Source organism: Erwinia tasmaniensis Et1/99 (genome assembly GCF_000026185.1).
Classification (GTDB): domain Bacteria; phylum Pseudomonadota; class Gammaproteobacteria; order Enterobacterales; family Enterobacteriaceae; genus Erwinia; species Erwinia tasmaniensis.
The window spans coordinates 2,076,246-2,100,898 of record NC_010694.1 but is presented as its reverse complement, the minus strand read 5'-3'; the positions used below and the strand labels follow the sequence as shown (position 1 = coordinate 2,100,898).

Sequence of the window (24,653 nt, the reverse complement as noted above, 5' to 3'; positions counted from 1 at the left end):
GCAGGCGGAGCTTTTGTTATTCGCTCCGCCGGAGGGAACGTTATTTTTTCCAGAAGTCGTCGAACACCGTGATCGGCGTGCGGCGTTTGTGCTCGGTTTTCACATACCAGCCTTCTATGATTTTTGCCGCCGCTGGATCGATGCTTTCACCCTGCAAATAGCGGTCGATCATCTCATAGGTCACGCCAAGAGCCACCTCATCCTGTAGGCCGGGGCGGTCATCCTCCAGATCGGCGGTGGGGTGCTTAAGCCAGAGGTGTTCCGGGCAGCCTAACGCGTTCAACAGCCGTTTGCCCTGGCCTTTATTCAGTCGGAAAATCGGATTGATATCGGTGCCGCCATCGCCGTACTTGGTGAAAAATCCGGTCACCGCTTCGGCCGCATGGTCGGTTCCCACCACCACGCCCGCGTTCATTCCGGCAATGCTGTACTGAACTTTCATGCGTTCACGCGCTTTTTCATTGCCGCGAATAAAATCAGACAGCGTAATGCCCGCCTCGCGCAACGCCTGTTCGCTGGCCTGCACCGCCGCTTTGATATTGACCGTCAAAACCCGGTCTGGCTGGATAAAAGTGATGGCATCCTGGCAGTCCTGTTCATCGGCCTGTACGCCGTGTGGCAGGCGCACGGCAATAAACTGATAATCGCTGTCCCCGGACTCCGCGCGTAGTTCTGTCATCGCCATCTGGCACAGTTTACCGGTCAGCGTGGAGTCCTGTCCGCCGCTGATCCCCAGCACCAGCGATTTCAAAAAAGGGTAGCGCTTCAGGTATGATTTCAGGAAATCAACGCTGATACGAATTTCTTCGTCGGCATCAATAGTGGGTTTGACGCCCAGCGCCTCAATAATGTCCTGTTGCAGAGCCATTTTCCTCTCCTCCGATTCAGCGCCGTCAGGCGGCAGCCGTTTGCGTTTTGTTCATGCAAAGCTAGCGCGCATGGCGCGCAACCACAACAATCAATCCATCAATAATGAACACGAATGATGATAATTCAGCCGTTTTTCACTTTTTAGCCATCAGTGTAAACATAATAATCGCCATCATATAGCAACCGAACAGCGTGGCGGCCATCGTCAGTACCGAGGTGCCGCCAATTCCGGTCAGCGGTACGCTGATACTGCCGAGGGTAAACATAGTAACGCCAATCACGGCAGATGCGCTGCCCGCTCTGTGTCCCTGGCTCTGCATCGCCAGCGAGGAGGCGGTCACGGAGATCACGCCGTTACTGGCTATGCTGAAAAACAGGGCGATCAGCACCAGAGGTAACGCCGCCGCCGTTAGCCCGGCTATAAGCAGACTGCCGGATGAGATAAATGCCAGTGCCAGTCCCCCTTTTAAAATGCGGTACTCGCCCCACAGCGGACACAGACGGGCGCTAATCTGAGAAGCAATAATCAGGCCAACGCCGTTAGCGGCAAAGCAGAGGCTGAAGGCCTGTGGCGAGAGCTGATAAATTTGTTGCAGTACGAACGGAGAGGCACCGATATAGGCAAACATTCCGGACATCATAAACCCTTGCGTCAGGCAGAAGCCCATAAAAGGACGATGGGTGATGACCTGACCCAGCGCCGCCCACGCGGAGAAAATACTGCCCTGACTGCGCCGATCTTCGGTCAGAGTCTCATGAAGTTTAACGCGTGCCAGCAGTAGCAGCAGCAGTGCAAGCAGGGCAATGACCATAAATAGCCCGCGCCAGTCGAGAAAAGCCATCAGCGCACCGCCCACGACCGGTGCGGCGATGGGCGCAAGCCCGTTGACCAGCATCAGCAGGGCAAAAAACCGGGTCAGCTCATGGCCGCTGTACATATCCCGGGCGATAGCCCGTGACAGCACTGCACCGCCGGCAGCGGATAATCCCTCAAACAGACGCGCCAGCAACAGCTGATGGATGTCCTGTGCCAGCGCACAGCCAACCGAGGCTAATAGCAGTAATAGCAGCGACAGTAGCAGAGGACGAATGCGACCATATTTATCGCTAAGCGGGCCGAAAAACAGCTGGCCGAAGCCCAGTCCGAGCAGCCCCGCGGTAAGGCTGAGTTGTGCTGTTGCCGTATTCGTTGCCAGGTCATTTGCCAGCTCTGGCAGTGCAGGAAGATACAGATCGATGCAAAGCGGGCCTAAAGCCGCCAGTAACCCCAGCGTAATGGCATAGCCCAGGCGTTTGCTGTGTGCAGGTGTCATGAAACCTCATTAATGAAAGGCGGCTGCCGAAAAAGGGGGAGATCGCGGGCCATCTTTAGCCAATAAACCGACATTTTTACCCGCCACATTATAAGTATGCTGCGAACAAATTGATAACAATTTGCTGCCATAAAGTTGATTAATCTGCCTTTATATCCCAAGCTTATCACCACACTGATAATGACAGAGGTAGAATAAATGCGTAAGTTAACGGGAATGATTGGTGCTGCGGTAACGCTTGCCGTGCTGTCTGGCTGTACGGTTTACGACCGCGCACAGAGCTATGCCACCAAACCGGTGGTGCAGGATGTGAAGAAAGGGATGACCCGTCAGCAGGTGCGCGATATCGCCGGGCCGGCATCAACTGAAATCACAATGGTTCACGCCCGCGGTACTTGCCAGACCTACGTGCTGGGCGAACGTGACGGTAAGCTGCAGACCTACTTCGTCAGCTACTCCGACACGGGCCGCGTTATGAACTACGGTTTCCAGAGCTGCAAAGAGTACGATACGGATCCGCAGGTGAATCAGTAATCACCGCTTAACAAAAAAAATGGTCACGATGGTGACCATTTTTTTTGCGCTGGCGCTAACTATTACACGCAAACAGGTCGCGTGCCCTCATTCTTCTGACCATCAGTATTCCGGCAGTGTTCTTCAGGTCACCCGTATCGTGGTTTACTTATAAGATAAGGGGATAAAAGCGAAGGGGCCGTGTTACCCGCTCTGGGTGAGTGTATAAGCGCGGGTCAGCGTCGCTGACCCGCATAGCAGGATTAACGCTGGGTTAGCGTCGCTTCGCTATCGGCGTCGGTATCCATAATTTGTTTATCAGTCTGTTTTAACCATTGGCTGGTGAGGGTGCCCGCCGTGATAGAACCGTTCACGTTAAGGGCGGTACGCCCCATATCAATCAGCGGCTCAATGGATATCAGTAATGCTACCAGCGTGACCGGCAGACCCATTGCCGGCAGCACGATCAGCGCTGCAAAGGTTGCCCCGCCGCCAACCCCGGCAACGCCCGCTGAACTCAACGTGACGATAGCCACTAATGTGGCGATCCACATCGGGTCAAACGGGTTAATGCCCACGGTGGGCGCAACCATGACTGCCAGCATGGTCGGATAGAGACCGGCACAGCCGTTCTGTCCTATTGTGGCACCGAATGAAGCGGCAAAGCTGGCGATGGATTCTGGAATGCCCAGACGGCGCGTTTGCGCTTCGACGCTCAGTGGGATAGTTGCGGCGCTGGAGCGGCTGGTGAAGGCAAAAGTGATCACCGGCCACACCTTACGGAAGAAGCGCAGCGGGTTGACGCCATTGGCTGACAGCAGCAGAGCATGCACGGCAAACATGATGGCCATGCCCAGGTAGGATGCCAGCACAAAACCGCCAAGCTTGATGATATCGCTGACGTTAGAGGTGGCGACCACTTTAGTCATCAACGCCAGCACGCCATACGGCGTCAGCTTCATGATTAAACGCACCAGCTTCATCACCCAGGATTGCAGCGTATCAATCGCTTTCAGCACGCGCTGGCCTTTTTCCGCATCATCTTTCAACAGCTGCAACGCGGCTACACCGAGGAACGCGGCAAAAATCACCACGCTGATGATAGACGTTGGATTCGCTCCGGTCAGGTCGGCAAAAGGATTCTTCGGCACAAAGGAGAGCAGTAGCTGTGGCGCGCTGAGATCGGCGACTTTACCTGCATAGGAGCCCTGGATCGCCGCCAGACGCGCGCTTTCCTGTGCGCCCTGGATCAGGCCTCCGGCATTCAGGCCGAACAGCCAGGTCACAAAAACACCCACAACGGCGGCAATGGCGGTGGTAAAGAGCAGCACGCCAATCGTCAAAAAGCTGATTTTTCCCAGCGATGACGCATTATGCAGACGTGCAACGGCGCTGAGGATTGAGGCAAATACCAGCGGCATAACGATCATCTGTAACAGTTGAACATAACCGTTACCGACCAGGTTAAACCAGCTGACGGATTGTTTAATAACCGGGCTGTTCTCGCCATAGATGGTGTGCAGGGCCAGGCCAAACAGCACGCCGATCGCCAGGCCGAAGAGCACCTTCTTCGACAGGCTCCAGCCCGATCCCGTCTTGGCCACTAACATCAGCAGCGCAACAAACGCGACAAGATTTATGATAAGCGGAAAATTCATTTCCATTTTCTCCCAGTGAAACCGGCCTCTGAGGGCTTTTGCTAAAGACAGTTAATGGCTGTCTTACGGTAAGTAAATCAGTTGCGAAATGGTAGCAGCTGCCGCCATGACAGCATTATATCCAAACGGAATGACTTATAACTTTTGGTGCTGACGTTTTATCAGCGGGGCTTTTGACGACCGATCAGCTCGGTAAAGCCGTTTTGTATGTTGCCAATCGCCTGGGTGGTCCATCCCGAGGCGCCAAAGGGCGGCATACCGGGTGGAAACCAGATGGCGTAGCCGACCAGCGCCAGACACAGGGCGCGCTCAAGCTGGTTGCCCTTTTGGCTTCTCAACAGCGGCAGGCCAAAACGCCAGCGGCAGGGCCACAACAGCGGAACGCCGGCCGGGGTGAGCATATCTGCGGCAATGTGGCTAAGATAACCCAGCACCATCCCCTGGAAAACGTCTGCGGGTAAAAGCCAGTCAGAGGGGAGTTTCATTTGCAGCAGGGCAACGCCCGCACCCACGGCCAACAGGCTGTGGGTAAATCCCCTGTGGCCGAAGATCCGCGCAATAGGGTAAGAGAGCCACCTTAGCCGCTGGCCGAGAAATGATTTCGGGTGGTCAATATCCGGCAACAGGCACGTCAGGAGCGCAGCCGGGACAATATGCCACCAGTCCGCACTGGCCAGTATCGGGGTTAGTTCAGCACGTTTGGCAAAAATCGCGCTGGCTATGGCAAAAATGAGGTGGCCTTCGGCCGTCATGGGAATACCTGACTACATAACTGTCGATGTATCCAGTATAGGGAATATATACAGTATAATAAATATGTGACGCTGTAACCAAAGATAAATAGGGGTGTAAAACGGGCGTGACCACGATCTTAATGGACATTAAGCCACATCGGTGGGCGGCGGCACCAGGAATTAACAGGCCGTCACATGCCGCTCGTAACGCCGCTGGCGTTGAGTGACACTTTATTATGTCAACGGACGGCGTTTTTTAACTCAGCGGTTAAGCAGGTGTTGAGACGTAACCTGTTCAAGAGTAGCCAGTTTCACATCAGCCAACGACCAGCGGGCATCGTCTGCGTGTGCGCTATCCGGCACGACAATGGAGCGCATCCGTGCAGCCTTAGTCGCAATCATGCCATTAAAGGAATCTTCAAACGTGACGCAGTTGAGTGGATCAATCCCCAGGGCCGTTGCGGCGTTGAGATAAACCTGAGGATGCGGTTTGCTGTAGGGGAGTGACTCAGCGGAAACCAACACTTCGAAATTTTCGCGCAGGTTAAACATATCCATTACGCGCTCAAGCATATGCAGTGGTGAGGCCGACGCGAGGCCGACTCTCAATCCTGCATCCCGACACGTCTGCAACGCGTGCGCTACGCCTGGCAATAGCGGGCGGGTGTCCTCAATCAGCTGTAGAACGCGATGAATGATGCGCTGGATAACTTCGGCCTGCGAAGGGCCGTTCCAGGGCTGGGCGTCGAACCACATGCGTACGACCTGATCGATGCGCAAGCCTAACGTATCGGGCATGGCTCCCCGTTGACTGAGATCGACGTCAAGCGAGGTAAATACCTCCAGTTCGGCCTGGTACCACAGGGGTTCGGAATCAATCAGCAGGCCATCCATATCAAATATGGCGGCGAGTGCGGGGCGGTGATAAGACATTCAGCGACTCCATTTAACGGTTTATGTCACCCTAACATGAAGTTACGGTGGAAAATATGACTGCGGCGTTACGCGTGGTCAAAAGGCAGGCCTGGTGTCATTTTTCGGGCGCATTGGTGAAACTCACTGTAAACTGACACTTATATCTGATGGACAGGAGAACGCATGACTTATCAACAGGCTGGCAGGATAGCGATAGTGAAACGCATCATGGGGTGGATTATTTTTATTCCAGCCCTGATATCTACGCTGATTTCGCTGATGGTTTTTCTGGAAAAAAGTCGTGAACAGCGCAGCGGGATCAATGCCGTCATGCAGGATTTTGCTCATGTGATGATTGATATGATCCGCTTCAACACCGGTTTTCTTTCCGGATTCTGGCATAACTCGCCGGTACCGGACTTTAACAACGGCAGTAATCTTCTGTTCTGGGGGATCTACATCCTGATATTTATCGGGCTCGCCATGCAGGCTTCTGGAGCGAGAATGTCGCGTCAGGCGCGTTTTCTGCGCGAGGGAATTGAAAACCAAATGATCCTGGAAAAGGCACGAGGCGCGGAAGGTCAAAGCCGTGCACAGCTGGAAGAAAAGATAGTGGTGCCGCGTCATACTTTGTTTCTGCAGATTTTCCCGTTATACATTCTGCCAGCGATCGTTGCTGTCGGCGGATACTTCATCCTCAAACTGGCTGGGTTTATCGGCTAAGAAAAGGTGACGCGCCCTTATGCGGGGCGCGCCACCTCATCTTCACCGTCAAGCAATACGCCCACCGCGCGCTGTGCGTCAGCGATCCACGTGCCGCCAAAGATATTGGCCCGGTTCAATAAATAGTAAAGTTGATAAATCGACTGGCGCTGGCGGAAGTCGTCAGGTAGGGGCCAGACCGACTGGTAGCCACGGCAGACCTGTTCGGGTGAGTGCGGGAACCAAGGCAGCATCGCCAGATCGCATTCACGATCTCCCCAGTAGCAGGCCGGATCGAAAACCCACGGGCCGTTGTCACTCCCGCCGCAGTTAGCGGGCCAAAGATCGCCATGCAGTAAAGAAGGAAGAGGGTGATGCGAGCTCAATGCGTGTTGAGAACACCGGACGATCAGCTCCATATCGCCGTACTGGATGCCTTTTTCTACGGCAAGCTGCAGTTGCCAGCCAATGCGCTGCTCAGCAAAAAAAGTAGACCATCGCCGCTGCCAGCCGTTGGGCTGCGGCGATGTGGTGATATTATTGTCAAAATCGAGGCCAAACTGCGGTTGTTCGCTCCACTGATGCAGTCTTGCCAGCTGCTGCCCCAGCTGGAAAGCACCGCATTCATCCAGCGGCCGCAGCGGAATATACTCCAGCAGTAAAAAGCTATTATCGCGCGAACTGCCCACGCCATATACCGCCGGTACGCGCACCGTATGGCTGCGCGCCAGCAGCCTGAGCTGATCGGCTTCCCAGGCGAACATATCCAGCATGTCGCGCTGGTCAGATTTCACAAACACCTCATGCTCGCCATAGCGCAAATACCACGTCGAATGGACCTCTCCGTTTGCCAGTTTCTGGCTTTCGGTGATAACACCACTGCCCAACTGCTCTCTCAACAGACGACCGATGGCTGACCACATAGGAGACTCCTCTTTAGTACTGCGATTCGACCATAGTATCGATTAAAGCATAATCAAAATCAGCGACAGTGCACATACAGGGGGACATTAGTTAACATGTGACGGCATCAGTCGTGCGACAGCGGCCAAATTTCTACATCGACGTCAGGCAGACTTTCCAGCGCCTTATCGCCTAACCCCCGAGCCAGCTGGTAGACCTGTTCCGCAGGTAACGCGCTGATAAAGCCAAAGCGATTGCTTCCCAATTCATGCGGGTGGCCGTTTGCGTCTTTCAGGCTGGTGGTGAAACCGCCGCCTGTCAGCGTGCTGGCGAGTTCCAGCAGGTCCGATAACCCCTTTTCCTGATAATGAAAAGTGACCACGTACTGCTTGATAGCATCATTACTCATAACAAAGCTCCTTAAAGAAATATTGTGATAAGCGTAGTTCATAAAGAGCGAATTTTCGGCACAGGGAGGACGGCAGAGGATGTGGGCTGCCGTTGGCAGGATTGATGCAGATTGAAGTAAAATTTTCGTAAGTTGGTACGATTAATGCCATTGGCTTTGCAGTTAAGTACTTGTAATTAATATATTTTATTACTGAAGTCCGGGGCCGGATAATATTTGAATGGCCTGTAAGGAATATTTCTCAGGTCTGTCCTGGTGTTTTATTGCTTATAACCCCTTATAATGCGCGCCGTTAACGAAAGAGTCCTTACGAAATGGGCTGTCAGGTTCAATGCAAAGGTGTCAGAGTTAGCATAAAGGGCATTGATCGTCCCTCAAAACGCTTCACACTCACTTCTTCTCCATTTGTCGCATAACAGGTCACATTCAAATGAAAGCCCTTAACAAACTCTCTGTAGTATTGCTGCTCTCCGCGGGAGCACTGTGTCAACAAGCCTTGGCGGATAATAATGTCTTCACGGTGATGGACGACCCTTCCACGGCGAAAAAAGATTTCGAAGGCAACGCAGCGGCTGGCTATATGGCCCAGTCGGGTAATACCACCAGTTCTTCAGTCACGGCAAATTCCAACCTGACCTGGTATACGCCGAGCTTTGCCTACAGCCTGTGGGGCAACGCCAGCAACACCTCGTCAAACGATGAGCGTTCATCAGAAACTTATCAGGTTGGCGGTCGTACACGTTATAATCTGAACAGCGCTGATTACCTGTTCGGTCAGGCGAGCTGGTTAAGCGACCGTTTTAACGGATATGACGGCCGTTCCATCCTCGCTGCCGGTTACGGTCGCCAGATATTGAATGGCCCGGTGCATTCACTGCGACTGGAAGCCGGTCCTGGCGTTCGCTATGACGAATACCGTGAAGGCGGCCATGAAACCCAGGCTCTCGCCTATGGCGCATTGAGCTATCAGTGGCAGCTAACTGACAACACTAAGTTCATTCAGGGTATCTCCGTATTGGGCAGCGACAGCACGACGGTGAACTCAGAAACCGGACTGCAGGTAGGCATTAACGACCACTTTGCGTTGAAAATGGCTTATAACGTGACCTGGAACCAGAGCCCACCCGCATCAGCACCCGATCGTACCGACACCAAGACCACCATTTCGCTCTCCTACTCACTGTAATCTCATTACGGGCCGCTCTCTCCGGCCCGTTTTATCCCCTCTGTTCCTTTACCGCCACGGCATCTCAGTCAACGGGGATAACCTTGCGTTATGCCCGGCGCTTTTTTATCGGACTTCATCGCTTTCAATGGCCTTCAACATTCCCGTCACGCCCGTTCAATCTGGCGGGTGACGATCAGGGCTGCTGCTGCATAGCGGCCGCTCTGGGGATGGCGTCCATGAAGGGTCAGGACGATGTCACATTCGTGCTGTAAAAGGCCTGTCCGTGCAATTGATGTCCGTCATGTGTAAGATAAGCACCCTGCGAAAGTATCAGGCGCAAGCCCACTTTCGGATATGTGTACCAGACAGGTTACCAAACGGACAAATGTGAGTCGGTTTCAAGTAAAACTGTTTGATGTATAAACAAAAACTAATTTTTGTATGTAGCCTTACGTGTGGGTTACCACTGCAATTAAGGATGTTTCATGCCTGTAATTACTCTTCCTGATGGAAGCCAGCGCTCTTTTGACCATGCCGTTAGTGTGATGGATATCGCTATGGACATCGGTCCTGGACTGGCAAAAGCCTGTATCGCCGGACGCGTCAATGGCGAACTGGTTGATGCGGTCGATCCGATCGTCGACGATGCCAGTGTGGCAATCATTACCGCTAAAGATGAAGCCGGGCTGGAGATTATCCGCCATTCCTGTGCTCACCTGCTGGGGCACGCTATCAAGCAGCTGTGGCCAGATACCAAAATGGCCATCGGTCCGGTTATTGACAACGGCTTCTACTATGACGTCGATCTCGACCGCACGCTGACCCAGGAAGACATCGAACTGCTGGAAAAGCGGATGCATCAGCTGGCAGAGACAAATTATGATGTGATCAAGAAAAAGGTTAGCTGGCAGGAAGCCCGCGATGCTTTTGCCGCGCGTGGTGAAAACTACAAAACGACCATTCTTGATGAAAACATCAGTCATGACGATCGTCCGGGCCTGTACCATCATCAGGAATATGTCGATATGTGCCGTGGTCCGCACGTACCGAATATGCGTTTCTGTCACCACTTCAAACTGCAAAAGATTTCTGGCGCATACTGGCGTGGCGACAGCAATAACAAGATGTTGCAACGTATCTACGGCACCGCATGGGCCGACAAAAAGCAGCTGGCTGCCTATCTGCTGCGTTTAGAAGAGGCGGCGAAACGCGATCACCGCAAAATTGGCAAGCAGCTTGACCTGTATCATATGCAGGAAGAGGCTCCAGGCATGGTGTTCTGGCACAATGACGGCTGGACTATTTTCCGTGAACTGGAAGTGTTTGTTCGCACCAAGCTGAAAGAGTATGAGTACCAGGAAGTGAAAGGGCCATTTATGATGGACCGCGTGCTGTGGGAAAAAACCGGGCACTGGGAAAACTACAAAGAGGCGATGTTTACGACCTCTTCAGAGAACCGTGAATACTGTATTAAGCCGATGAACTGCCCTGGGCACGTGCAGATTTTCAATCAGGGTCTAAAATCTTACCGTGACCTGCCGTTACGTATGGCAGAGTTTGGTAGCTGTCATCGTAACGAGCCGTCAGGCGCGCTACATGGTCTGATGCGCGTGCGCGGCTTTACTCAGGATGATGCGCATATCTTCTGTACTGAAGAGCAGGTGCGCGACGAGGTTAACAGCTGCATTAAGATGGTGTACGACATGTACAGCACCTTTGGCTTTGAGAAGATCGTGGTGAAACTCTCAACGCGCCCTGAAAAGCGCATTGGCAGTGACGATCTATGGGACCGTTCAGAAGCCGACCTTGCCGCTGCGCTAAAAGAGAATGGCATTCCATTCGAATATCAGCCGGGCGAGGGCGCGTTTTACGGCCCGAAAATTGAATTTACCCTACACGATTGTCTCGATCGTGCCTGGCAGTGTGGTACCGTACAGCTGGACTTCTCGCTGCCGGGCCGTCTGAGTGCGTCCTATGTGGGTGAAAGTAATGAGCGTCAGGTGCCGGTGATGATCCACCGAGCCATTCTGGGGTCCATGGAACGCTTTATCGGAATATTAACCGAAGAGTATGCCGGTTTCTTCCCAACGTGGCTGGCTCCGGTACAAGTTGTGGTGATGAATATCACCGATGGTCAGTCCGAATATGTTGCAGAATTGACCCGAAAATTGCAAAATGCGGGCATTCGCGCAAAAGCGGACTTGAGAAACGAGAAGATTGGCTTTAAAATCCGTGAACATACATTGCGTCGTGTGCCTTATATGTTGGTCTGTGGTGATAAAGAGGTGGAAGCTGGCAAAGTAGCCGTTCGCACCCGCCGCGGTAAAGACCTGGGTAGCATTGACGTCAATGAAGTGATCGCGAAGCTGCAGGATGAAATCCGCAGTCGCAATCTTCATCAATTGGAGGAATAAAGTATTAAAGGCGGAAAACGAGTTCAACCGGCGCGTCCTAATCGCATAAATAGAGAAATTCGCGCTACTGAGGTTCGTCTGACTGGCGTCGATGGCGAACAGATTGGTATTGTCAGTCTGAATGAAGCTTTGGAAAAAGCTGAAGAAGCAGGTGTTGATCTTGTCGAGATCAGCCCTAACGCCGAACCGCCCGTCTGCCGTATTATGGATTACGGCAAGTTCCTTTATGAAAAAAGCAAATCTTCTAAGGAACAGAAGAAAAAGCAAAAAGTCATCCAGGTTAAGGAAATCAAATTCCGTCCTGGTACCGATGATGGCGACTATCAGGTAAAACTACGCAACCTGATTCGCTTTCTGGAAGATGGCGATAAAGCCAAAATCACGCTGCGTTTCCGTGGTCGTGAGATGGCGCACCAGCAGATCGGTATGGAAGTGCTTAACCGCGTCCGTAAAGATTTGTGTGAAGATATCGATCTGGCAGTTGTCGAATCCTTCCCTACGAGGATTGAAGGCCGTCAGATGATTATGGTGCTCGCTCCCAAGAAGAGGCAGTAGGCCCTAAAGTCATCGCTCCGCGTACTTCGGTGCGCGGCGCAGTGCGCCTGTCTGGTTCATTTTATTAACAATGCGAAGTGGATATTTTTTAAATGCCAAAGATTAAAACTGTACGTGGCGCGGCCAAGCGCTTCAAGAAGACCGCTTCTGGCGGCTTCAAGCGTAAGCACGCTAACCTGCGTCATATTCTGACTAAAAAATCTACTAAGCGTAAACGCCACCTGCGTCCTAAAGGTATGGTGTCTAAAGGCGATCTGGGTCTGGTCATTGCCTGCCTGCCGTACGCATAAGTAACCCTTTTTTAGTCCCGACAACGTTCGTTATGAATGGCGAAGGGCAAACAGAATATTAAACAGGAGAGCTAAATGGCTCGTGTAAAACGTGGTGTAGTTGCTCGCGCACGTCACAAAAAAATCTTAAAACAAGCTAAAGGTTACTACGGTGCGCGTTCACGCGTTTACCGCGTTGCCTTCCAGGCTGTTATCAAAGCTGGTCAGTATGCTTATCGTGACCGTCGTCAACGTAAGCGTCAGTTCCGCCAGCTGTGGATTGCGCGTATCAACGCCGCCGCCCGCACTAACGGTATCTCTTACAGCCGTTTCATCAATGGTCTGAAAAAGGCTTCGATCGAAATCGACCGTAAGATTCTGGCTGACATCGCGGTATTCGACAAAGCAGTATTTGCTGCTCTGGTAGAAAAAGCGAAAACAGCACTGGCGTAAGTCAGATTGAAGAGGGGGCTTGGCTCCCTCTTTTTTATCTCCTTCGCTTTTATTTATGTAACTTCAGCAAAAGGTTGACATTTTTATCCATTGGCTTTCCAATAGGCCGTGCCGATAATAAGACTGCAACCAGGTAATGTAAGCATGAACGCTGCTCTTTTTCGTTTCTTTTTTTACTTTAGCACCTGATTTCGGGGGCTTTTGCGCATAGAAAAGAAACGAAAAATCGCGCTGAAAGCCTCCCTCGTGGAGGCTTTTTTCGTTTTAGCGCCAATGAGACACAGTGATTACCGGGCGACTATACGTCCTGACATAAAACAGATCGGCCGTATGGCTGGAAGAAGAGGAAAGCATGTCACATCTCGCAGACCTGGTGGAGCGCGCGCTAGCCGCCATCAACGATGCTCAGGATGTCGCCGCGTTAGATAACGTTCGCGTCGAATATCTGGGTAAAAAAGGGCATCTTACGCTCCAGATGACCACACTACGTGAACTGCCCGCGGAAGAACGTCCTGCGGCAGGTGCGGTGATCAACGAGGCTAAACAGCAGGTGCAGGATGCGCTCAATGCGCAGAAAAATGCGCTGGAGTCTGCGGTAATGAACGCGCGTCTGGCGCAGGAAACCATCGACGTTTCGCTGCCGGGACGACGTATTGAAAATGGTGGCCTGCATCCGGTTACCCGCACCATCGATCGTATCGAAACCTTCTTCGGTGAGCTTGGATTTTCGGTGGAAACCGGCCCGGAAATTGAAGATGACTATCATAATTTCGATGCGCTCAATATTCCGGCGCATCACCCGGCTCGCGCCGATCATGATACCTTCTGGTTTGATGCCACTCGCCTGCTGCGTACCCAGACTTCTGGCGTACAGATCCGCACAATGAAAAATCAGCAGCCGCCGATTCGAGTCATCGCACCCGGCCGCGTTTACCGTAATGATTACGATCAAACCCACACGCCAATGTTCCATCAGATGGAAGGGCTGATTGTGGATAAGAACATCAGCTTTACCAATCTCAAGGGCACTCTGCACGATTTCCTGAACAACTTCTTTGAAGATGATATGCAGGTTCGCTTTCGCCCTTCCTATTTCCCGTTTACCGAACCCTCTGCCGAAGTGGACGTGATGGGTAAAAACGGTAAATGGCTTGAAGTGCTCGGCTGCGGGATGGTTCATCCAAACGTACTTAGTAACGCGGGCATTGACCCGGAAGTCTATTCTGGCTTTGCGTTCGGTATGGGTATGGAGCGTCTGACCATGCTGCGCTATGGCGTCACCGATCTGCGTGCCTTCTTCGAAAACGATTTACGTTTCCTCAAACAGTTTAAATAAGGGCGGGTAAAACCAATGAAATTCAATGAACTCTGGTTACGTGAATGGGTCAACCCGGCCATTGATAGCACCGCTCTTTCCGATCAAATCACCATGGCCGGCCTTGAAGTGGACGGCGTAGATGCCGTGGCCGGCGCATTTCACGGCGTGGTCGTGGGTGAAGTGGTCGAATGCGGCCAGCACCCTAATGCTGACAAGCTGCGTGTGACTAAAATCAATGTGGGCGGCGATCGCCTGCTGGACATCGTCTGTGGTGCGCCCAACTGCCGTCAGGGGCTGAAAGTCGCGGTGGCAACCGTTGGCGCGCTTCTGCCCGGTGACTTCAAAATTAAAGCCGCTAAACTACGCGGTGAGCCATCTGAAGGCATGCTGTGCTCGTTTTCCGAGCTGGGTATCTCCGTCGAACAGGACGGTATCATTGAGCTGCCGCAGGATGCTTCGGTAGGAACCGACATTCGTGAGTATCTTCAGCTGGATGACAACACGATTGAAATCAGCGTCACGCCAAACCGGGCGGACTGCCTGGGCATTATCGGCATTGCTCGTGATGTCGCGGTACTGAACAGGCTGCCGTTGAACGAGGTGGATATTCAGCCGGTTACCGCAACGTTGCCTGACACTTTCCCGATCCGTGTTGATGCACCTCAAGCCTGCCCACGTTATTTGGGCCGGGTGGTAAAAGGTGTCAACGTGAACGCTGACACGCCGTTATGGATGCAGGAAAAATTGCGCCGCTGCGGAATACGCTCGATCGATCCGGTCGTTGACGTAACAAACTACGTTTTACTTGAACTGGGTCAGCCGATGCACGCTTTTGACCTCGACCGCATTGATGGTGGTATCGTGGTACGTCAGGCTGAAGAGGGGGAAACGCTGAAGCTGCTTGATGGTAACGAAGCCAGAATGAGCAGCGACACGCTGGTGATAGCGGATAGCAAGAAAGCGCTGGCAATGGCCGGTATTTTTGGTGGCGAAGATTCTGGCGTAAACCCGCAAACCCAGAACGTACTGTTAGAGTGTGCTTTCTTCAGCCCGCTGTCCATTACCGGGCGTGCGCGCCGTCATGGACTGCATACCGATGCCTCTCATCGCTATGAACGTGGAGTCGATTCGGCACTGCAATACAAAGCCATCGAACGCGCGACTCGTCTGTTGCTAGATATCTGTGGTGGCGCAGCCGGCCCGGTGATAGATGTTACGGATCAAGCCGCGTTGCCTCAGCGCAGCACCATTACTCTGCGTCGTGAAAAGCTGGATCGTCTTATCGGTCATGTGATTGCTGATGCCGATGTGAGCGATATTTTGTGCCGTCTGGGCTGTGAAGTCACAGAAGAAGAGGGGAAATGGCACGCGGTAGCCCCGAGCTGGCGTTTCGATATCTCTATTGAAGAAGATTTGGTGGAAGAGGTCGCACGCATTTATGGCTACGACAATATTCCTGACGTACCGGTGCAGGCCGGTCTGGTTATGACCAAACACCGCGAGGCTGACCTGTCGCTGAAACGTGTTAAAGCGTTACTGGTGGACAAAGGTTACCAGGAAGCCATTACCTATAGCTTTGTTGATCCTAAAATTCAGGCGCTGCTGCATCCCGGTGAAGAGAACCTGATATTGCCAAGTCCGATCTCGGTAGAGATGTCGGCGATGAGGCTATCGCTGTGGAGCGGCCTGCTGGGCGCGGTGGCTTATAATCAGAATCGTCAGCAATCACGCGTGCGCCTGTTCGAAAGCGGTCTGCGTTTTGTTCCGGATACGCAGGCGAACCTCGGTATCCGCCAGGAAGTGATGCTGTCAGGCGTCATTGCCGGTCACCGCAATGAGGAACACTGGGAGCTGGCACGTGATGCGGTAGATTTCTATGACTTAAAAGGTGATTTAGAATCTGTCCTTGAGCTAACCGGTAAGCTTGACGACATCCGGTTTGTGGCAACGGCCAACCCGGCGCTTCATCCTGGTCAGAGCGCTGGCGTGTATTTGCATGATGAACATATTGGATTTATCGGAGTCGTTCATCCTGAACTGGAACGTAAGCTGGATCTTAACGGGCGCACGGTGGTTTTCGAACTGCTCTGGAACAAGGTTGCAGACCGCATTCTGCCTGATGCCAACCCGGTTTCTCGCTTCCCGGCAAACCGTCGTGATATCGCTGTCGTGGTTGCTGAAAACGTACCCGCGGCAGATATCATCACAGAGTGTAAGAAAGTTGGCGCAAATCAGATAGTTGGCGTAAACTTGTTTGACGTGTACCGTGGTAAGGGCGTAAATGAAGGTTTTAAGAGCCTCGCTATCAGCCTGATTTTACAAGATACCAGCCGGACACTCGAAGAAGAGGAGATTGCCGCTACCGTTGCAAAATGTGTAGAGGCACTGAAAGAGCGATTCCAAGCATCCTTGAGGGATTGAACCTATGGCGCTTACAAAAGCTGAAATGTCTGAATACCTGTTTGAAAAGCTCGGGCTTAGCAAACGTGATGCCAAAGAGCTGGTAGAGCTGTTTTTTGAAGAGGTGCGTCGTGCTTTGGAAAACGGTGAACAGGTCAAACTGTCAGGATTTGGCAACTTCGACCTTCGCGACAAAAATCAACGTCCGGGAAGAAATCCTAAAACGGGTGAAGATATTCCTATTACGGCGCGACGGGTTGTGACATTCAGACCTGGTCAGAAATTAAAAAGCCGGGTTGAGAACGCCACGCCGAAAGAAGATTAAAGACAGTTGTTCAAAAGGCCGCGCAAGCGGCCTTTTTCATTGCGTTCGATATAGGGCCTGAAGCGGTAAAGATGTTTTAAAACTGGCGGTCAGGGGGCCTCAAATGAGGAAAGCGGTTGTTATCTCCACAGCTAACAGGAAAAAAGATGAGCTTATTTGAAACCGAGCTGGTGACACTGGACGGCGAAAAAACAACGCTGGCCCAGTGGCAGGGAGAAGTGCTGCTGGTGGTCAATGTGGCATCAAAATGTGGCCTGACGCCGCAATATGAACAGCTGGAAAATTTACAGAAAAAGCTCCATTCACTGGGGCTGACAATCCTGGGATTTCCCTGCAATGCTTTTCTCGAGCAGGAGCCGGGTAGCGAAGCCGAGATCAAAACGTTTTGCAGCACTACCTACGGTGTGAGCTTCCCGATGTTCAGTAAAATTGAGGTGAACGGCCCGCAGCGGCATTCGCTATATGCAAAGCTTATTGCGGCACGTCCGGACACTGTTGCCCCTGAAAATAGTGGGTTTGCTGCAAAAATGGCCAGCAAAGGCCGCGCTCCGAAAGAGTATGGTGACGTTTTATGGAATTTTGAGAAGTTTATCATCGATCGTGATGGTCAGGTTGTCGGGCGCTTTTCTCCCGACATGGAGCCTAATGACCCGCGTCTGTTGGAGTGTATCGGCAAGGCGCTGGGCCACTAACCCAGGTTGATATGACGAGTGGCGCTATCCCTCGCCGCCCATTTTAGCACGGGCTACAGCAGGGGCGTTCAGGCCTTATCCGCGTTCTGAAGGGCGTCGGTCACATCCTGGCCGAAATCAGCCCAACTATCGACAGTATGGGCAGGTCATGCCTGGTTTGATCAACGGCAAAAGTTGCCAGCCTACGGGTTGGCCGCTAAATTAGAACCATGAGCAATAAAGGACCGTGCATAATGCGTTTTTTCCTACTGTTGATCGTCATGGTTCTGGCCGGCTGTAGCAGCCGTGCACCCGCACCGAATTCAAGGCTTGCAGATTCTATTACCGTTATTGCGCAGTTAAACGACCAGCTTGGGCAATGGCGTGGTGCGCCATACCACTATGGTGGTATGGATCGTGGCGGCGTTGATTGTTCTGGATTTGTTTATCTGACTTTCCGCGAGCGTTTCAATTTGCAATTACCGCGCACCACGTCAGCGCAGACCGGGATCGGGACACGTATTGATAAGTCACAGCTGTTGCCGGGCGATCTGGTTTTCTTTAAAACCGGCAGCGGGGAAAATGGACTGCATGTTGGCATTTATGACACGGATAGTTATTTCATTCATGCCTCAACCAGTCGCGGAGTCACACGCTCATCATTGGATAATGTTTACTGGCGTAAAGTTTTCTGGCAGGCACGACGAATTTAATCTTTTATCTACCTGTCTGAATGCCGATTTTAGCGCCATTTGATTTATATCAACCATGTTAGCGCAAGCGGGGACGGTCATTGCGAAATGAGGTTAATTCCCCTTAAGTGTTATTTTATGAAGCATCAGTCTCCTTTTTAGTTAAGAAGTGATGAACTAAATGCCTATAACAGATTCTCCCTTTTCATTAAGATGACACGGGTAAGGACTGTTTGTGGTATTTTTGTGATAGTTTAGCGATCCGGAATGTAAGTATGAGCAAAAATAGTTGAATGACGACGGGATGACGAAGCGCTTGTCCTGTTGTTGAATACAGGTTGCGGAGATCACCGCTTAAAATGGCGAATGAAATGAAAATCCATCTGCAGGCGGATTATAAAACTCATAACGGTTTCTGTCCGATTTATGCACCAGACGGGCAACTAATGTCTGTCGAAATGTTAACTCACTTTACTCATGCGGCGGCCAACGTGTCGATCCCGCAGGAAATTTTAACTCCTCAGCTTAATGACCAGCAGCGCCTACGTTTGATGCAGGATAAAATTAATATCATCGCCAGACATCATGACTTCTTTATTCAACACAACGTCAACGTTGCCATTAATATTGACATCGCGCTGGCCAAAACCATCCTGGAAAGCGATTTATTACTTAAGAAGATGCGCCTGCTCAACTGTGTTGAACTGGGAATTAGTGAGAATTTTCCTGGTTTGAAGGCCGGAGATGCTAATCATTATCTGCTGGGCCTGCGTGAAGGTTTTAGTTTAAGCCTGAATAATTACGGAGCGGGTCAGGCAACGTCTAAAGCCATTTTCGACGATCTCTTTTATCGTATTAAACTGGATAAGAGTTTTATTCATCGTGGCATCAGGCGCTTGTCCTTTCAGCCATTTATTGGCGCTATTCTTGAGCACATTAAACCTCATTGTCAGGAAGTCGTGGTGCAGGGAATAGATAACTTCGCCGACCTGCAAACCGTTCGTCCGTTTGCTTTCGACGGTATTCAGGGGGCAATATTTATCAACGAACCTGAAGAAACGTTGACGCGCCTGCTGGAAGCGCCTTATCACCTGTTAGAACCCGCTATATGATACCCCTTATGTTAGTCGGTGTTTTGCCGCCGTCTGGCGCTTTACACTGAGCAGAATAGATCGCCGCCGTGGCGGTTCCCGATAGCGCTGGGAGAGGCGTCATGCAATTTAATAATACCTGGTTGAATGAGCTGAATGGCTTTCACACCACACTGCGACCCATGCCGCTTAAAAATGCGCGCCTGCTGTATTACAGCGCCGAACTGGCGCAGGACCTGGGGCTGGATGAGCGCCTGTTTGATGCACAAAACGTGGGGCTGTGGAGCGGCGAGCGTTTAGCCGAAGGTATGCAGCCACTGGCGCAGGTCTACAGCGGGCATCAGTTCGGCGTCTGGGCAGGGCAGTTGGGCGACGGGCGTGGGCTGCTGCTCGGGGAGCAGCAGCTGCCCGACGGGCGAAAATTTGACTGGCATCTGAAAGGGGCAGGCCTTACGCCGTATTCACGCATGGGGGATGGGCGGGCGGTGTTGCGTTCGACCCTGCGCGAATTTCTTGCCGGTGAGGCGATGTATCATCTCGGCATCCCAACCTCAAGGGCGCTGACCGTGGTGACCAGTGATGAACCGGTCTATCGTGAAACCACAGAGGCTGGCGCAATGCTGCTGCGCGTGGCGGAAAGCCACGTTCGCTTTGGTCACTTTGAGCATTACTATTATCAGGGCCAAACGGAGAAAGTGACGCAACTGGCTGACTATGTGATCCGGCACCACTGGCCTGAATTAGTGCAGGAGAAAGACAGGTATTTACTGTGGTTTAGCGATGTGGTTCAGCGTACCGCGCGGATGATTGCCGGCTGGCAAAGCGTCGGTTTTGCGCACGGCGTCATGAACACGGACAATATGTCGATCCTCGGCCTGACGTTTGATTATGGCCCCTACGGTTTTCTCGACGACTACCGGCCGGATTTGATCTGCAATCATTCTGACCACCAGGGCCGCTACAGTTTCGAAAATCAACCCATGATCGGCCTGTGGAATTTGAATCGTCTGGCTCATGCGCTTTCAGGCCTGATGAGCCCACAGCAGCTTAAACAGGCCCTGGCAGGCTATGAGCCGGAGCTTATGCGCTGCTGGGGGGAAAAGATGCGCGCAAAACTGGGGCTGCTGACCCCCGCGAAGGACGACAATAATATTCTCACCGGGCTGCTGTCGCTAATGACCAAAGAGGGCAGTGACTACACGCGTACGTTCCGTCAGCTTAGCCAGAGTGAGCAGCTCCAGTTACGCTCGCCAATGCGCGATGAGTTTATCGACCGTGACGCCTTCGACAGCTGGTATAACGTCTGGCGCCAACGGGTGCTGCAGGAGGAGCGCAGCGATGAGGAACGTCAGCAGACGATGAAGCTGGCAAATCCGGCGCTGGTGTTGCGTAACTATCTGGCGCAGCAGGCAATAGAACGGGCTGAACAGGATGATATTAGTGTGTTAGCACGACTGCATCAGGCCCTCTCGCGGCCGTTTGACGATGCGCCAGAATATGCGGACCTGGCGCAACGCCCGCCCGACTGGGGCAAAAAGCTGGAAGTCAGCTGCTCAAGCTAACGCCGTAATGACACCTGGGGCACCCCTTCGCTGCGATGCGGGTGAACCATCACATCGGCGTGATACCAACGGGTCAGCATTGTTTCGTTTACCACATCTTCTGGCGCGCCCTGCGCAACCAGCCGCCCGTCGGCCAGTAGCATCACGCGATCTGACCACAGGGCGGCAAGGTTCAGGTCATGCAGCACGCAGCAAACGCTGAGCGGGTGTTCACGCGTCAGGCGGAAGAGCAGGCGCAGCAGGTGCTGCTGATGGTAAAGATCCAATGCTGAAGTTGGTTCATCGAGGAACAACCAGCCGCGTGGCCCGTCCTGACGCCACAATTGCGCCAGCGCTCTGGCGAGCTGTACCCGCTGTTGCTCCCCGCCGGAAAGCTGCAGATAGTCGCGGCTGGCCAGTTCGGCACAGCCTGTCAGGGTCATTACCCGCTCCACCACCGGTTTAACCGCCTGCTGGGGCCAGGGCGCGCGTCCCATCGCGACCACATCGCTAACGCGGAGCGGAAAAGCCATGCTGCTCTGCTGACGCATCACCGCACGCAGCTGCGCCAATTGCCCGGCGGGCCAGCGTGCTATCGGTTGGTTATTCAGCAGGCACTGACCATGATCAGGGGGGAGAAATCCGCTTAACAGGCGCAGCAGCGTGGATTTACCTGCCCCGTTGGGGCCGATCAGCGAAACCATTTCGCCTAAACGCAGGTTCAGTGAAATATCCTCTATCAACCAGCGCTGCCCCCGGCGGTAACTCAACCCATTTGCTGTCAGTACATCATCCATTCAGGCCTCCCTGTCGACGTAAGATCAGCCACAGGAACCAGGGACCGCCAATCAGGCTGGTCAGCAGCCCCACCGGCATTTCTGCCGGAGCGACCAGCGTTCGGGCAAGGGTATCCGCCAGTAGCAGCAGCAGCGCGCCACTAAGTAATGAAGAGGGCAGCAGCCAGCGATGGTCGCCGCCGAGGCAAAAGCGCATCAGATGCGGCACGACCAGGCCAATAAAGCCAATCACGCCGCTCACCGCAACGGCAGCCGCCACCAGCAACGCGCTGAACACCAGCAGATAGCGCTGCGTGCGCGGAACGTCAACGCCGAGGTAGTGAGCCTCCTCGTCACCCAGCTGCAGGATATTAAGACGATTTGCCAGGCGTTGCACCAGCACCATACATGGCAGTACCACGGAGGCACAGAGCAGCACCGTTGACCACTGCGCCTGACCCAGACTGCCCATTCCCCAGAGCGAAAGCTGGCGTAGCTGCTGATCGTTACTCAACCACGACAACACGCCAACGGCTGCACCGCACAGGGCATTTATCGCAATGCCGACCAGCAGCAATCGGCTCAGGCCACCCGTTCCTTTACGGCTGAGCAGAAAGATGACCAGCGTGACGGCCAGACTGCCGAAAAACGCAGCCAGCAGCGGCAGATACAACATCAGTACGCCCGGCAGAGAGAATGAGAGCACAATCGAAACGGCCACGGCCAGGGCGGCACCGCTGCTGATGCCCAGCAGGCCAGGGTCGGCCAGGGGATTGCGGAACAACCCCTGCATGACGCAGCCGGACAGGGCCAGCGCACCGCCGACCAACACCGCCAGCAAAACGCGCGGCAGGCGGATGCCGGACCAGATCTGCCAAAGGATGCTGTCGCTGCCCGCCTGCCATAACAGGGGAAGCGACAGCTTCATAGGGCCGATATTAGCGGCGGTGACGGTCAGCGTAAGCAACAAAAGGGCCAGCATGCAAAGCCAGCGTCGGGGATGTGTTAATCTCACGGCACGGCTTCCGCAGCCTGGCGTAATCGAAGGATGGCTGCCGGGGTATCGATACCAAAACCCGTCAACGCCATATCATCAACAATCAACAGCTGCCGTGCTTTCCCTGCCGGCGTCATCGCGATACCGGGTAGTTTCCACAAGTTTTCTGAACCACCCAGAGTGCGTATGCCGTCAGTGGTGGCGACGATCAGCTGTGGTGCGCTGGCTATCACCCCCTCCTGGGATAATGGCTGGTAGCGCTCTATCCCGCTCATGGCGTTCTGCAATCCGGCCGCAAGGATCGCCGCATCGGCAGAGGTGCCGCTGCCGGCACCCATCGTTCCCATTCCCTGATGTGCCAGAATAAACAGGACTTTTATCGGCAAAGGGCGGCCTGGCACGCTGCTGAGCTGCATTTTCACCTTTTCCTGCAAAGCCTGGCCGTCCTCTTCACGATGCAAGGCCGCGGCGACCGCGTGGATCTTCTCTGCAATCGCGTCGATACGGGGTTGCCCGGTGATAGTGATCACCCTGACGCCGCTCTTCTCAACCTGCTGTAGCGCCAGGGTGGGCTTTGCCAGTTCGCTGGCAATCACCAGCGTGGGCTCGAGGGCGAGAATGCCCTCCGCATTCAGCTGGCGCATGTAGCCCACGTCGGGCAGCTTCTGCACCACCGCAGGATGCAGGCTGGTGCTGTCGCGGGCCACCAACTCCTGCTGCGCGTCGAGGGCGTAGATAATCTGGGTGACATCGCCACCAATACTGACGATACGCTCCGTTGCGCTGGCACAGAATGTCAGGAATAAAGTGAACAGCGCGGCGAAAGGGGATTTCATGCCGTGGCCCCGTCAGTCGTCAGAGCCAGGTTGGTGAGCTGTTGACGCCATTCGGGCTGCTCCGGCTGGCCTTCACTGCGCTGACCAAATAGCTGGGCGATTTGTGTGCCGTCAGCGGCAAACAGCTCCAGGCTGGTAACGATGCCGTCGACGGTGGGTTTCCGCGTTATCCAGCTTTCAGCGATCTGCTGCTCCTGTAGGTGCAGAGTAAAGGCCGCATTGAAAGTGTTCAGCCAGTTGTCCATTGGCGTCAGCTTTTCGATCTTCCCGGTGAAGATCTGCGTGCAGGCACGGTTGCCGACAAAGATCATGATTTCATTCCCCTGCACCCGCACGCTTTCCAGCAGTGAGGACAGGGAGCCATTGTCTATCCGCTGTGCCAGGTCGCTGCCAACCGCATGAAATGCCTGCTGGCGAGAAACGCCGTGCTTTTTGAGCAGGCGGAAGAATTGATGGACGTCGGTCATCTCACGCCACTCTTTTTCCAGCAGTGCGGCATCAAAATCGTCAGCATATCGCGGCGCGAGAACTGGGGTTACGCTGAGATCCGTCGGGGCTTCGTCACGGAAGCGCGCAATCAGCTGCTGCCAGGCTTCAGTATGGGTGTTCTGCGTGGCGTAAACTTTCAGTACCGCATCGCCATGCTGGTCAAAAAACTGGAGGCTCTGGCGCTCGCCATGGCCGGTCATTTCTTGTAAATGAAACACGCTGGCCCACTGATTGACGAACACGCGCAGATCGAGGGCGCGCGGATTAAGTACGATCCCGGCATGGGCATTGATATGAACATGACTGAAGACGCCGAGATGTTCATGCACCGCATATTCATTACGGGTAATACATTTTGTTTCACCCACGGCCTCAAGAGCGTGCAACAGTTCGCGCATCTCTGGACGTAATGGCTGCGCCTCGTGTCCTGAGCGGATAGCGGTCAATTCCGCCTCGCTGATACCCATTAATGCTGCCAGATCGCGCGCATATTTCTTCGGGTGTTGCGCTTTGAGTTCAATATAACGTTGATATTGTGCTGTCATTTGTGTGGTCCTTACAGAGGGATAGCGGACGTGTCCATATTCAGAATGATAATCATTATCAACAAAAAGATGCGGCGCGCAAGGGGAAATAGTCGG

Annotated in this window: 26 protein-coding genes and 1 other annotated feature; of the genes, 15 read left to right on the top strand and 11 right to left on the bottom strand. The window is 53.3% G+C overall.

Features of this window, described 5'->3' with window-relative positions; genetic code table 11:
* Positions 1 to 40: 40 nt before the first annotated feature.
* On the bottom strand, positions 41 to 868 hold the full coding sequence (nadE, locus tag ETA_RS10380; RefSeq protein WP_012441581.1) for an ammonia-dependent NAD(+) synthetase: 828 nt from the start codon (positions 866 to 868) through the stop codon (positions 41 to 43).
* Positions 869 to 1,004: 136 nt separating this feature from the next.
* Positions 1,005 to 2,183: a multidrug effflux MFS transporter gene (locus tag ETA_RS10375; RefSeq protein ID WP_012441580.1), complete on the bottom strand. Its 1,179-nt coding sequence runs from the start codon at positions 2,181 to 2,183 to the stop codon at positions 1,005 to 1,007.
* Positions 2,184 to 2,381: 198 nt separating this feature from the next.
* On the opposite strand from ETA_RS10375, the gene osmE reads away from it, so the two are divergent.
* Positions 2,382 to 2,717 carry an osmotically-inducible lipoprotein OsmE gene (gene osmE / locus ETA_RS10370; protein ID WP_012441579.1) on the top strand — a complete coding sequence of 112 codons (336 nt, stop codon included), beginning with the start codon at positions 2,382 to 2,384 and terminating at the stop codon, positions 2,715 to 2,717.
* A gap of 242 nt (positions 2,718 to 2,959) precedes the next feature.
* On the opposite strand, the gene ETA_RS10365 is transcribed toward osmE, so the two are convergent.
* The 3 genes from ETA_RS10365 to hxpB form a co-directional block, all read right to left on the bottom strand.
* Positions 2,960 to 4,354, bottom strand: coding sequence for an L-cystine transporter (locus ETA_RS10365; RefSeq protein ID WP_012441578.1), 1,395 nt, complete (start codon positions 4,352 to 4,354; stop codon positions 2,960 to 2,962).
* Between the two features lie 161 nt (positions 4,355 to 4,515).
* Positions 4,516 to 5,106: a metal-dependent hydrolase gene (locus tag ETA_RS10360; protein WP_012441577.1), complete on the bottom strand. Its 591-nt coding sequence runs from the start codon at positions 5,104 to 5,106 to the stop codon at positions 4,516 to 4,518.
* A 243-nt stretch (positions 5,107 to 5,349) separates the two neighbouring features.
* The gene (hxpB, locus tag ETA_RS10355) at positions 5,350 to 6,021 is read right to left on the bottom strand and encodes a hexitol phosphatase HxpB (protein WP_012441576.1); all 672 of its coding nucleotides are present in this window, start codon (positions 6,019 to 6,021) and stop codon (positions 5,350 to 5,352) included.
* 165 nt (positions 6,022 to 6,186) lie between these two features.
* Between hxpB and ETA_RS10350 the strand changes: the two genes are divergently transcribed.
* Positions 6,187 to 6,726 carry a YniB family protein gene (locus ETA_RS10350; RefSeq protein WP_012441575.1) on the top strand — a complete coding sequence of 180 codons (540 nt, stop codon included), beginning with the start codon at positions 6,187 to 6,189 and terminating at the stop codon, positions 6,724 to 6,726.
* Positions 6,727 to 6,743: 17 nt separating this feature from the next.
* On the opposite strand, the gene ETA_RS10345 is transcribed toward ETA_RS10350, so the two are convergent.
* On the bottom strand, positions 6,744 to 7,628 hold the full coding sequence (locus ETA_RS10345) for a fructosamine kinase family protein (protein ID WP_012441574.1): 885 nt from the start codon (positions 7,626 to 7,628) through the stop codon (positions 6,744 to 6,746).
* A gap of 107 nt (positions 7,629 to 7,735) precedes the next feature.
* Positions 7,736 to 8,017 carry a type V toxin-antitoxin system endoribonuclease antitoxin GhoS gene (gene ghoS, locus ETA_RS10340; protein ID WP_012441573.1) on the bottom strand — a complete coding sequence of 94 codons (282 nt, stop codon included), beginning with the start codon at positions 8,015 to 8,017 and terminating at the stop codon, positions 7,736 to 7,738.
* A gap of 430 nt (positions 8,018 to 8,447) precedes the next feature.
* Here ghoS and ETA_RS10335 point away from each other — a divergent pair, with 430 nt between their 5' ends.
* The 13 genes from ETA_RS10335 (at position 8,448) to ETA_RS10280 (ending at position 20,935) form a co-directional block, all read left to right on the top strand.
* A complete protein-coding gene (locus ETA_RS10335; RefSeq protein ID WP_012441572.1) occupies positions 8,448 to 9,203 on the top strand; it encodes a DUF481 domain-containing protein in 756 nt (251 codons plus the stop codon).
* Between the two features lie 467 nt (positions 9,204 to 9,670).
* The gene (gene thrS, locus ETA_RS10330) at positions 9,671 to 11,599 is read left to right on the top strand and encodes a threonine--tRNA ligase (protein WP_012441571.1); all 1,929 of its coding nucleotides are present in this window, start codon (positions 9,671 to 9,673) and stop codon (positions 11,597 to 11,599) included.
* A 3-nt stretch (positions 11,600 to 11,602) separates the two neighbouring features.
* Complete coding sequence (gene infC, locus ETA_RS10325) at positions 11,603 to 12,154, top strand: translation initiation factor IF-3 (RefSeq protein ID WP_071819175.1); 552 nt, start codon at positions 11,603 to 11,605, stop codon at positions 12,152 to 12,154.
* Between the two features lie 92 nt (positions 12,155 to 12,246).
* Positions 12,247 to 12,444: a 50S ribosomal protein L35 gene (rpmI, locus tag ETA_RS10320; protein WP_004157374.1), complete on the top strand. Its 198-nt coding sequence runs from the start codon at positions 12,247 to 12,249 to the stop codon at positions 12,442 to 12,444.
* Between the two features lie 75 nt (positions 12,445 to 12,519).
* Positions 12,520 to 12,876 carry a 50S ribosomal protein L20 gene (rplT, locus tag ETA_RS10315; protein ID WP_012441569.1) on the top strand — a complete coding sequence of 119 codons (357 nt, stop codon included), beginning with the start codon at positions 12,520 to 12,522 and terminating at the stop codon, positions 12,874 to 12,876.
* A gap of 139 nt (positions 12,877 to 13,015) precedes the next feature.
* Positions 13,016 to 13,139, top strand: a sequence feature (Phe leader region).
* The gene (gene pheM, locus ETA_RS19940; RefSeq protein ID WP_152525475.1) at positions 13,021 to 13,065 is read left to right on the top strand and encodes a pheST operon leader peptide PheM; all 45 of its coding nucleotides are present in this window, start codon (positions 13,021 to 13,023) and stop codon (positions 13,063 to 13,065) included. (Overlaps the previous feature by 45 nt.)
* Before the next feature lie 89 nt (positions 13,140 to 13,228).
* Positions 13,229 to 14,212 (top strand): phenylalanine--tRNA ligase subunit alpha, encoded by a 984-nt coding sequence (gene pheS, locus ETA_RS10310; protein ID WP_012441568.1) that lies wholly within the window; start codon positions 13,229 to 13,231, stop codon positions 14,210 to 14,212.
* A 15-nt stretch (positions 14,213 to 14,227) separates the two neighbouring features.
* A complete protein-coding gene (pheT, locus tag ETA_RS10305; protein WP_012441567.1) occupies positions 14,228 to 16,615 on the top strand; it encodes a phenylalanine--tRNA ligase subunit beta in 2,388 nt (795 codons plus the stop codon).
* Between the two features lie 4 nt (positions 16,616 to 16,619).
* On the top strand, positions 16,620 to 16,919 hold the full coding sequence (gene ihfA, locus ETA_RS10300; protein ID WP_004157378.1) for an integration host factor subunit alpha: 300 nt from the start codon (positions 16,620 to 16,622) through the stop codon (positions 16,917 to 16,919).
* A 146-nt stretch (positions 16,920 to 17,065) separates the two neighbouring features.
* Positions 17,066 to 17,611, top strand: a complete 546-nt coding sequence (locus ETA_RS10295) for a glutathione peroxidase (RefSeq protein ID WP_012441566.1) — start codon at positions 17,066 to 17,068, stop codon at positions 17,609 to 17,611.
* Between the two features lie 233 nt (positions 17,612 to 17,844).
* Positions 17,845 to 18,303, top strand: a complete 459-nt coding sequence (locus ETA_RS10290; protein ID WP_012441565.1) for a C40 family peptidase — start codon at positions 17,845 to 17,847, stop codon at positions 18,301 to 18,303.
* 338 nt (positions 18,304 to 18,641) lie between these two features.
* Positions 18,642 to 19,394, top strand: coding sequence for an EAL domain-containing protein (locus tag ETA_RS10285; protein WP_331421479.1), 753 nt, complete (start codon positions 18,642 to 18,644; stop codon positions 19,392 to 19,394).
* A gap of 101 nt (positions 19,395 to 19,495) precedes the next feature.
* Positions 19,496 to 20,935 (top strand): protein adenylyltransferase SelO, encoded by a 1,440-nt coding sequence (locus ETA_RS10280; protein WP_012441563.1) that lies wholly within the window; start codon positions 19,496 to 19,498, stop codon positions 20,933 to 20,935.
* Here ETA_RS10280 and ETA_RS10275 read toward each other — a convergent pair.
* From ETA_RS10275 to ETA_RS10260, 4 genes are read right to left on the bottom strand one after another with little or no spacing between them, the layout of a single operon-like run.
* Positions 20,932 to 21,711, bottom strand: coding sequence for a heme ABC transporter ATP-binding protein (locus tag ETA_RS10275; protein WP_012441562.1), 780 nt, complete (start codon positions 21,709 to 21,711; stop codon positions 20,932 to 20,934). The two genes, ETA_RS10280 and ETA_RS10275, sit on opposite strands and share 4 nt — an antisense overlap.
* Positions 21,704 to 22,672 carry a FecCD family ABC transporter permease gene (locus tag ETA_RS10270; RefSeq protein WP_042958925.1) on the bottom strand — a complete coding sequence of 323 codons (969 nt, stop codon included), beginning with the start codon at positions 22,670 to 22,672 and terminating at the stop codon, positions 21,704 to 21,706. The genes ETA_RS10275 and ETA_RS10270 overlap by 8 nt, the downstream gene beginning before the upstream one ends.
* A 29-nt stretch (positions 22,673 to 22,701) precedes the next feature.
* The gene (locus ETA_RS10265; protein ID WP_012441560.1) at positions 22,702 to 23,523 is read right to left on the bottom strand and encodes a heme/hemin ABC transporter substrate-binding protein; all 822 of its coding nucleotides are present in this window, start codon (positions 23,521 to 23,523) and stop codon (positions 22,702 to 22,704) included.
* Positions 23,520 to 24,557 (bottom strand): hemin-degrading factor, encoded by a 1,038-nt coding sequence (locus ETA_RS10260; RefSeq protein ID WP_012441559.1) that lies wholly within the window; start codon positions 24,555 to 24,557, stop codon positions 23,520 to 23,522. Before ETA_RS10260 ends, ETA_RS10265 begins: the two co-directional genes overlap by 4 nt.
* Positions 24,558 to 24,653: the final 96 nt, after the last annotated feature.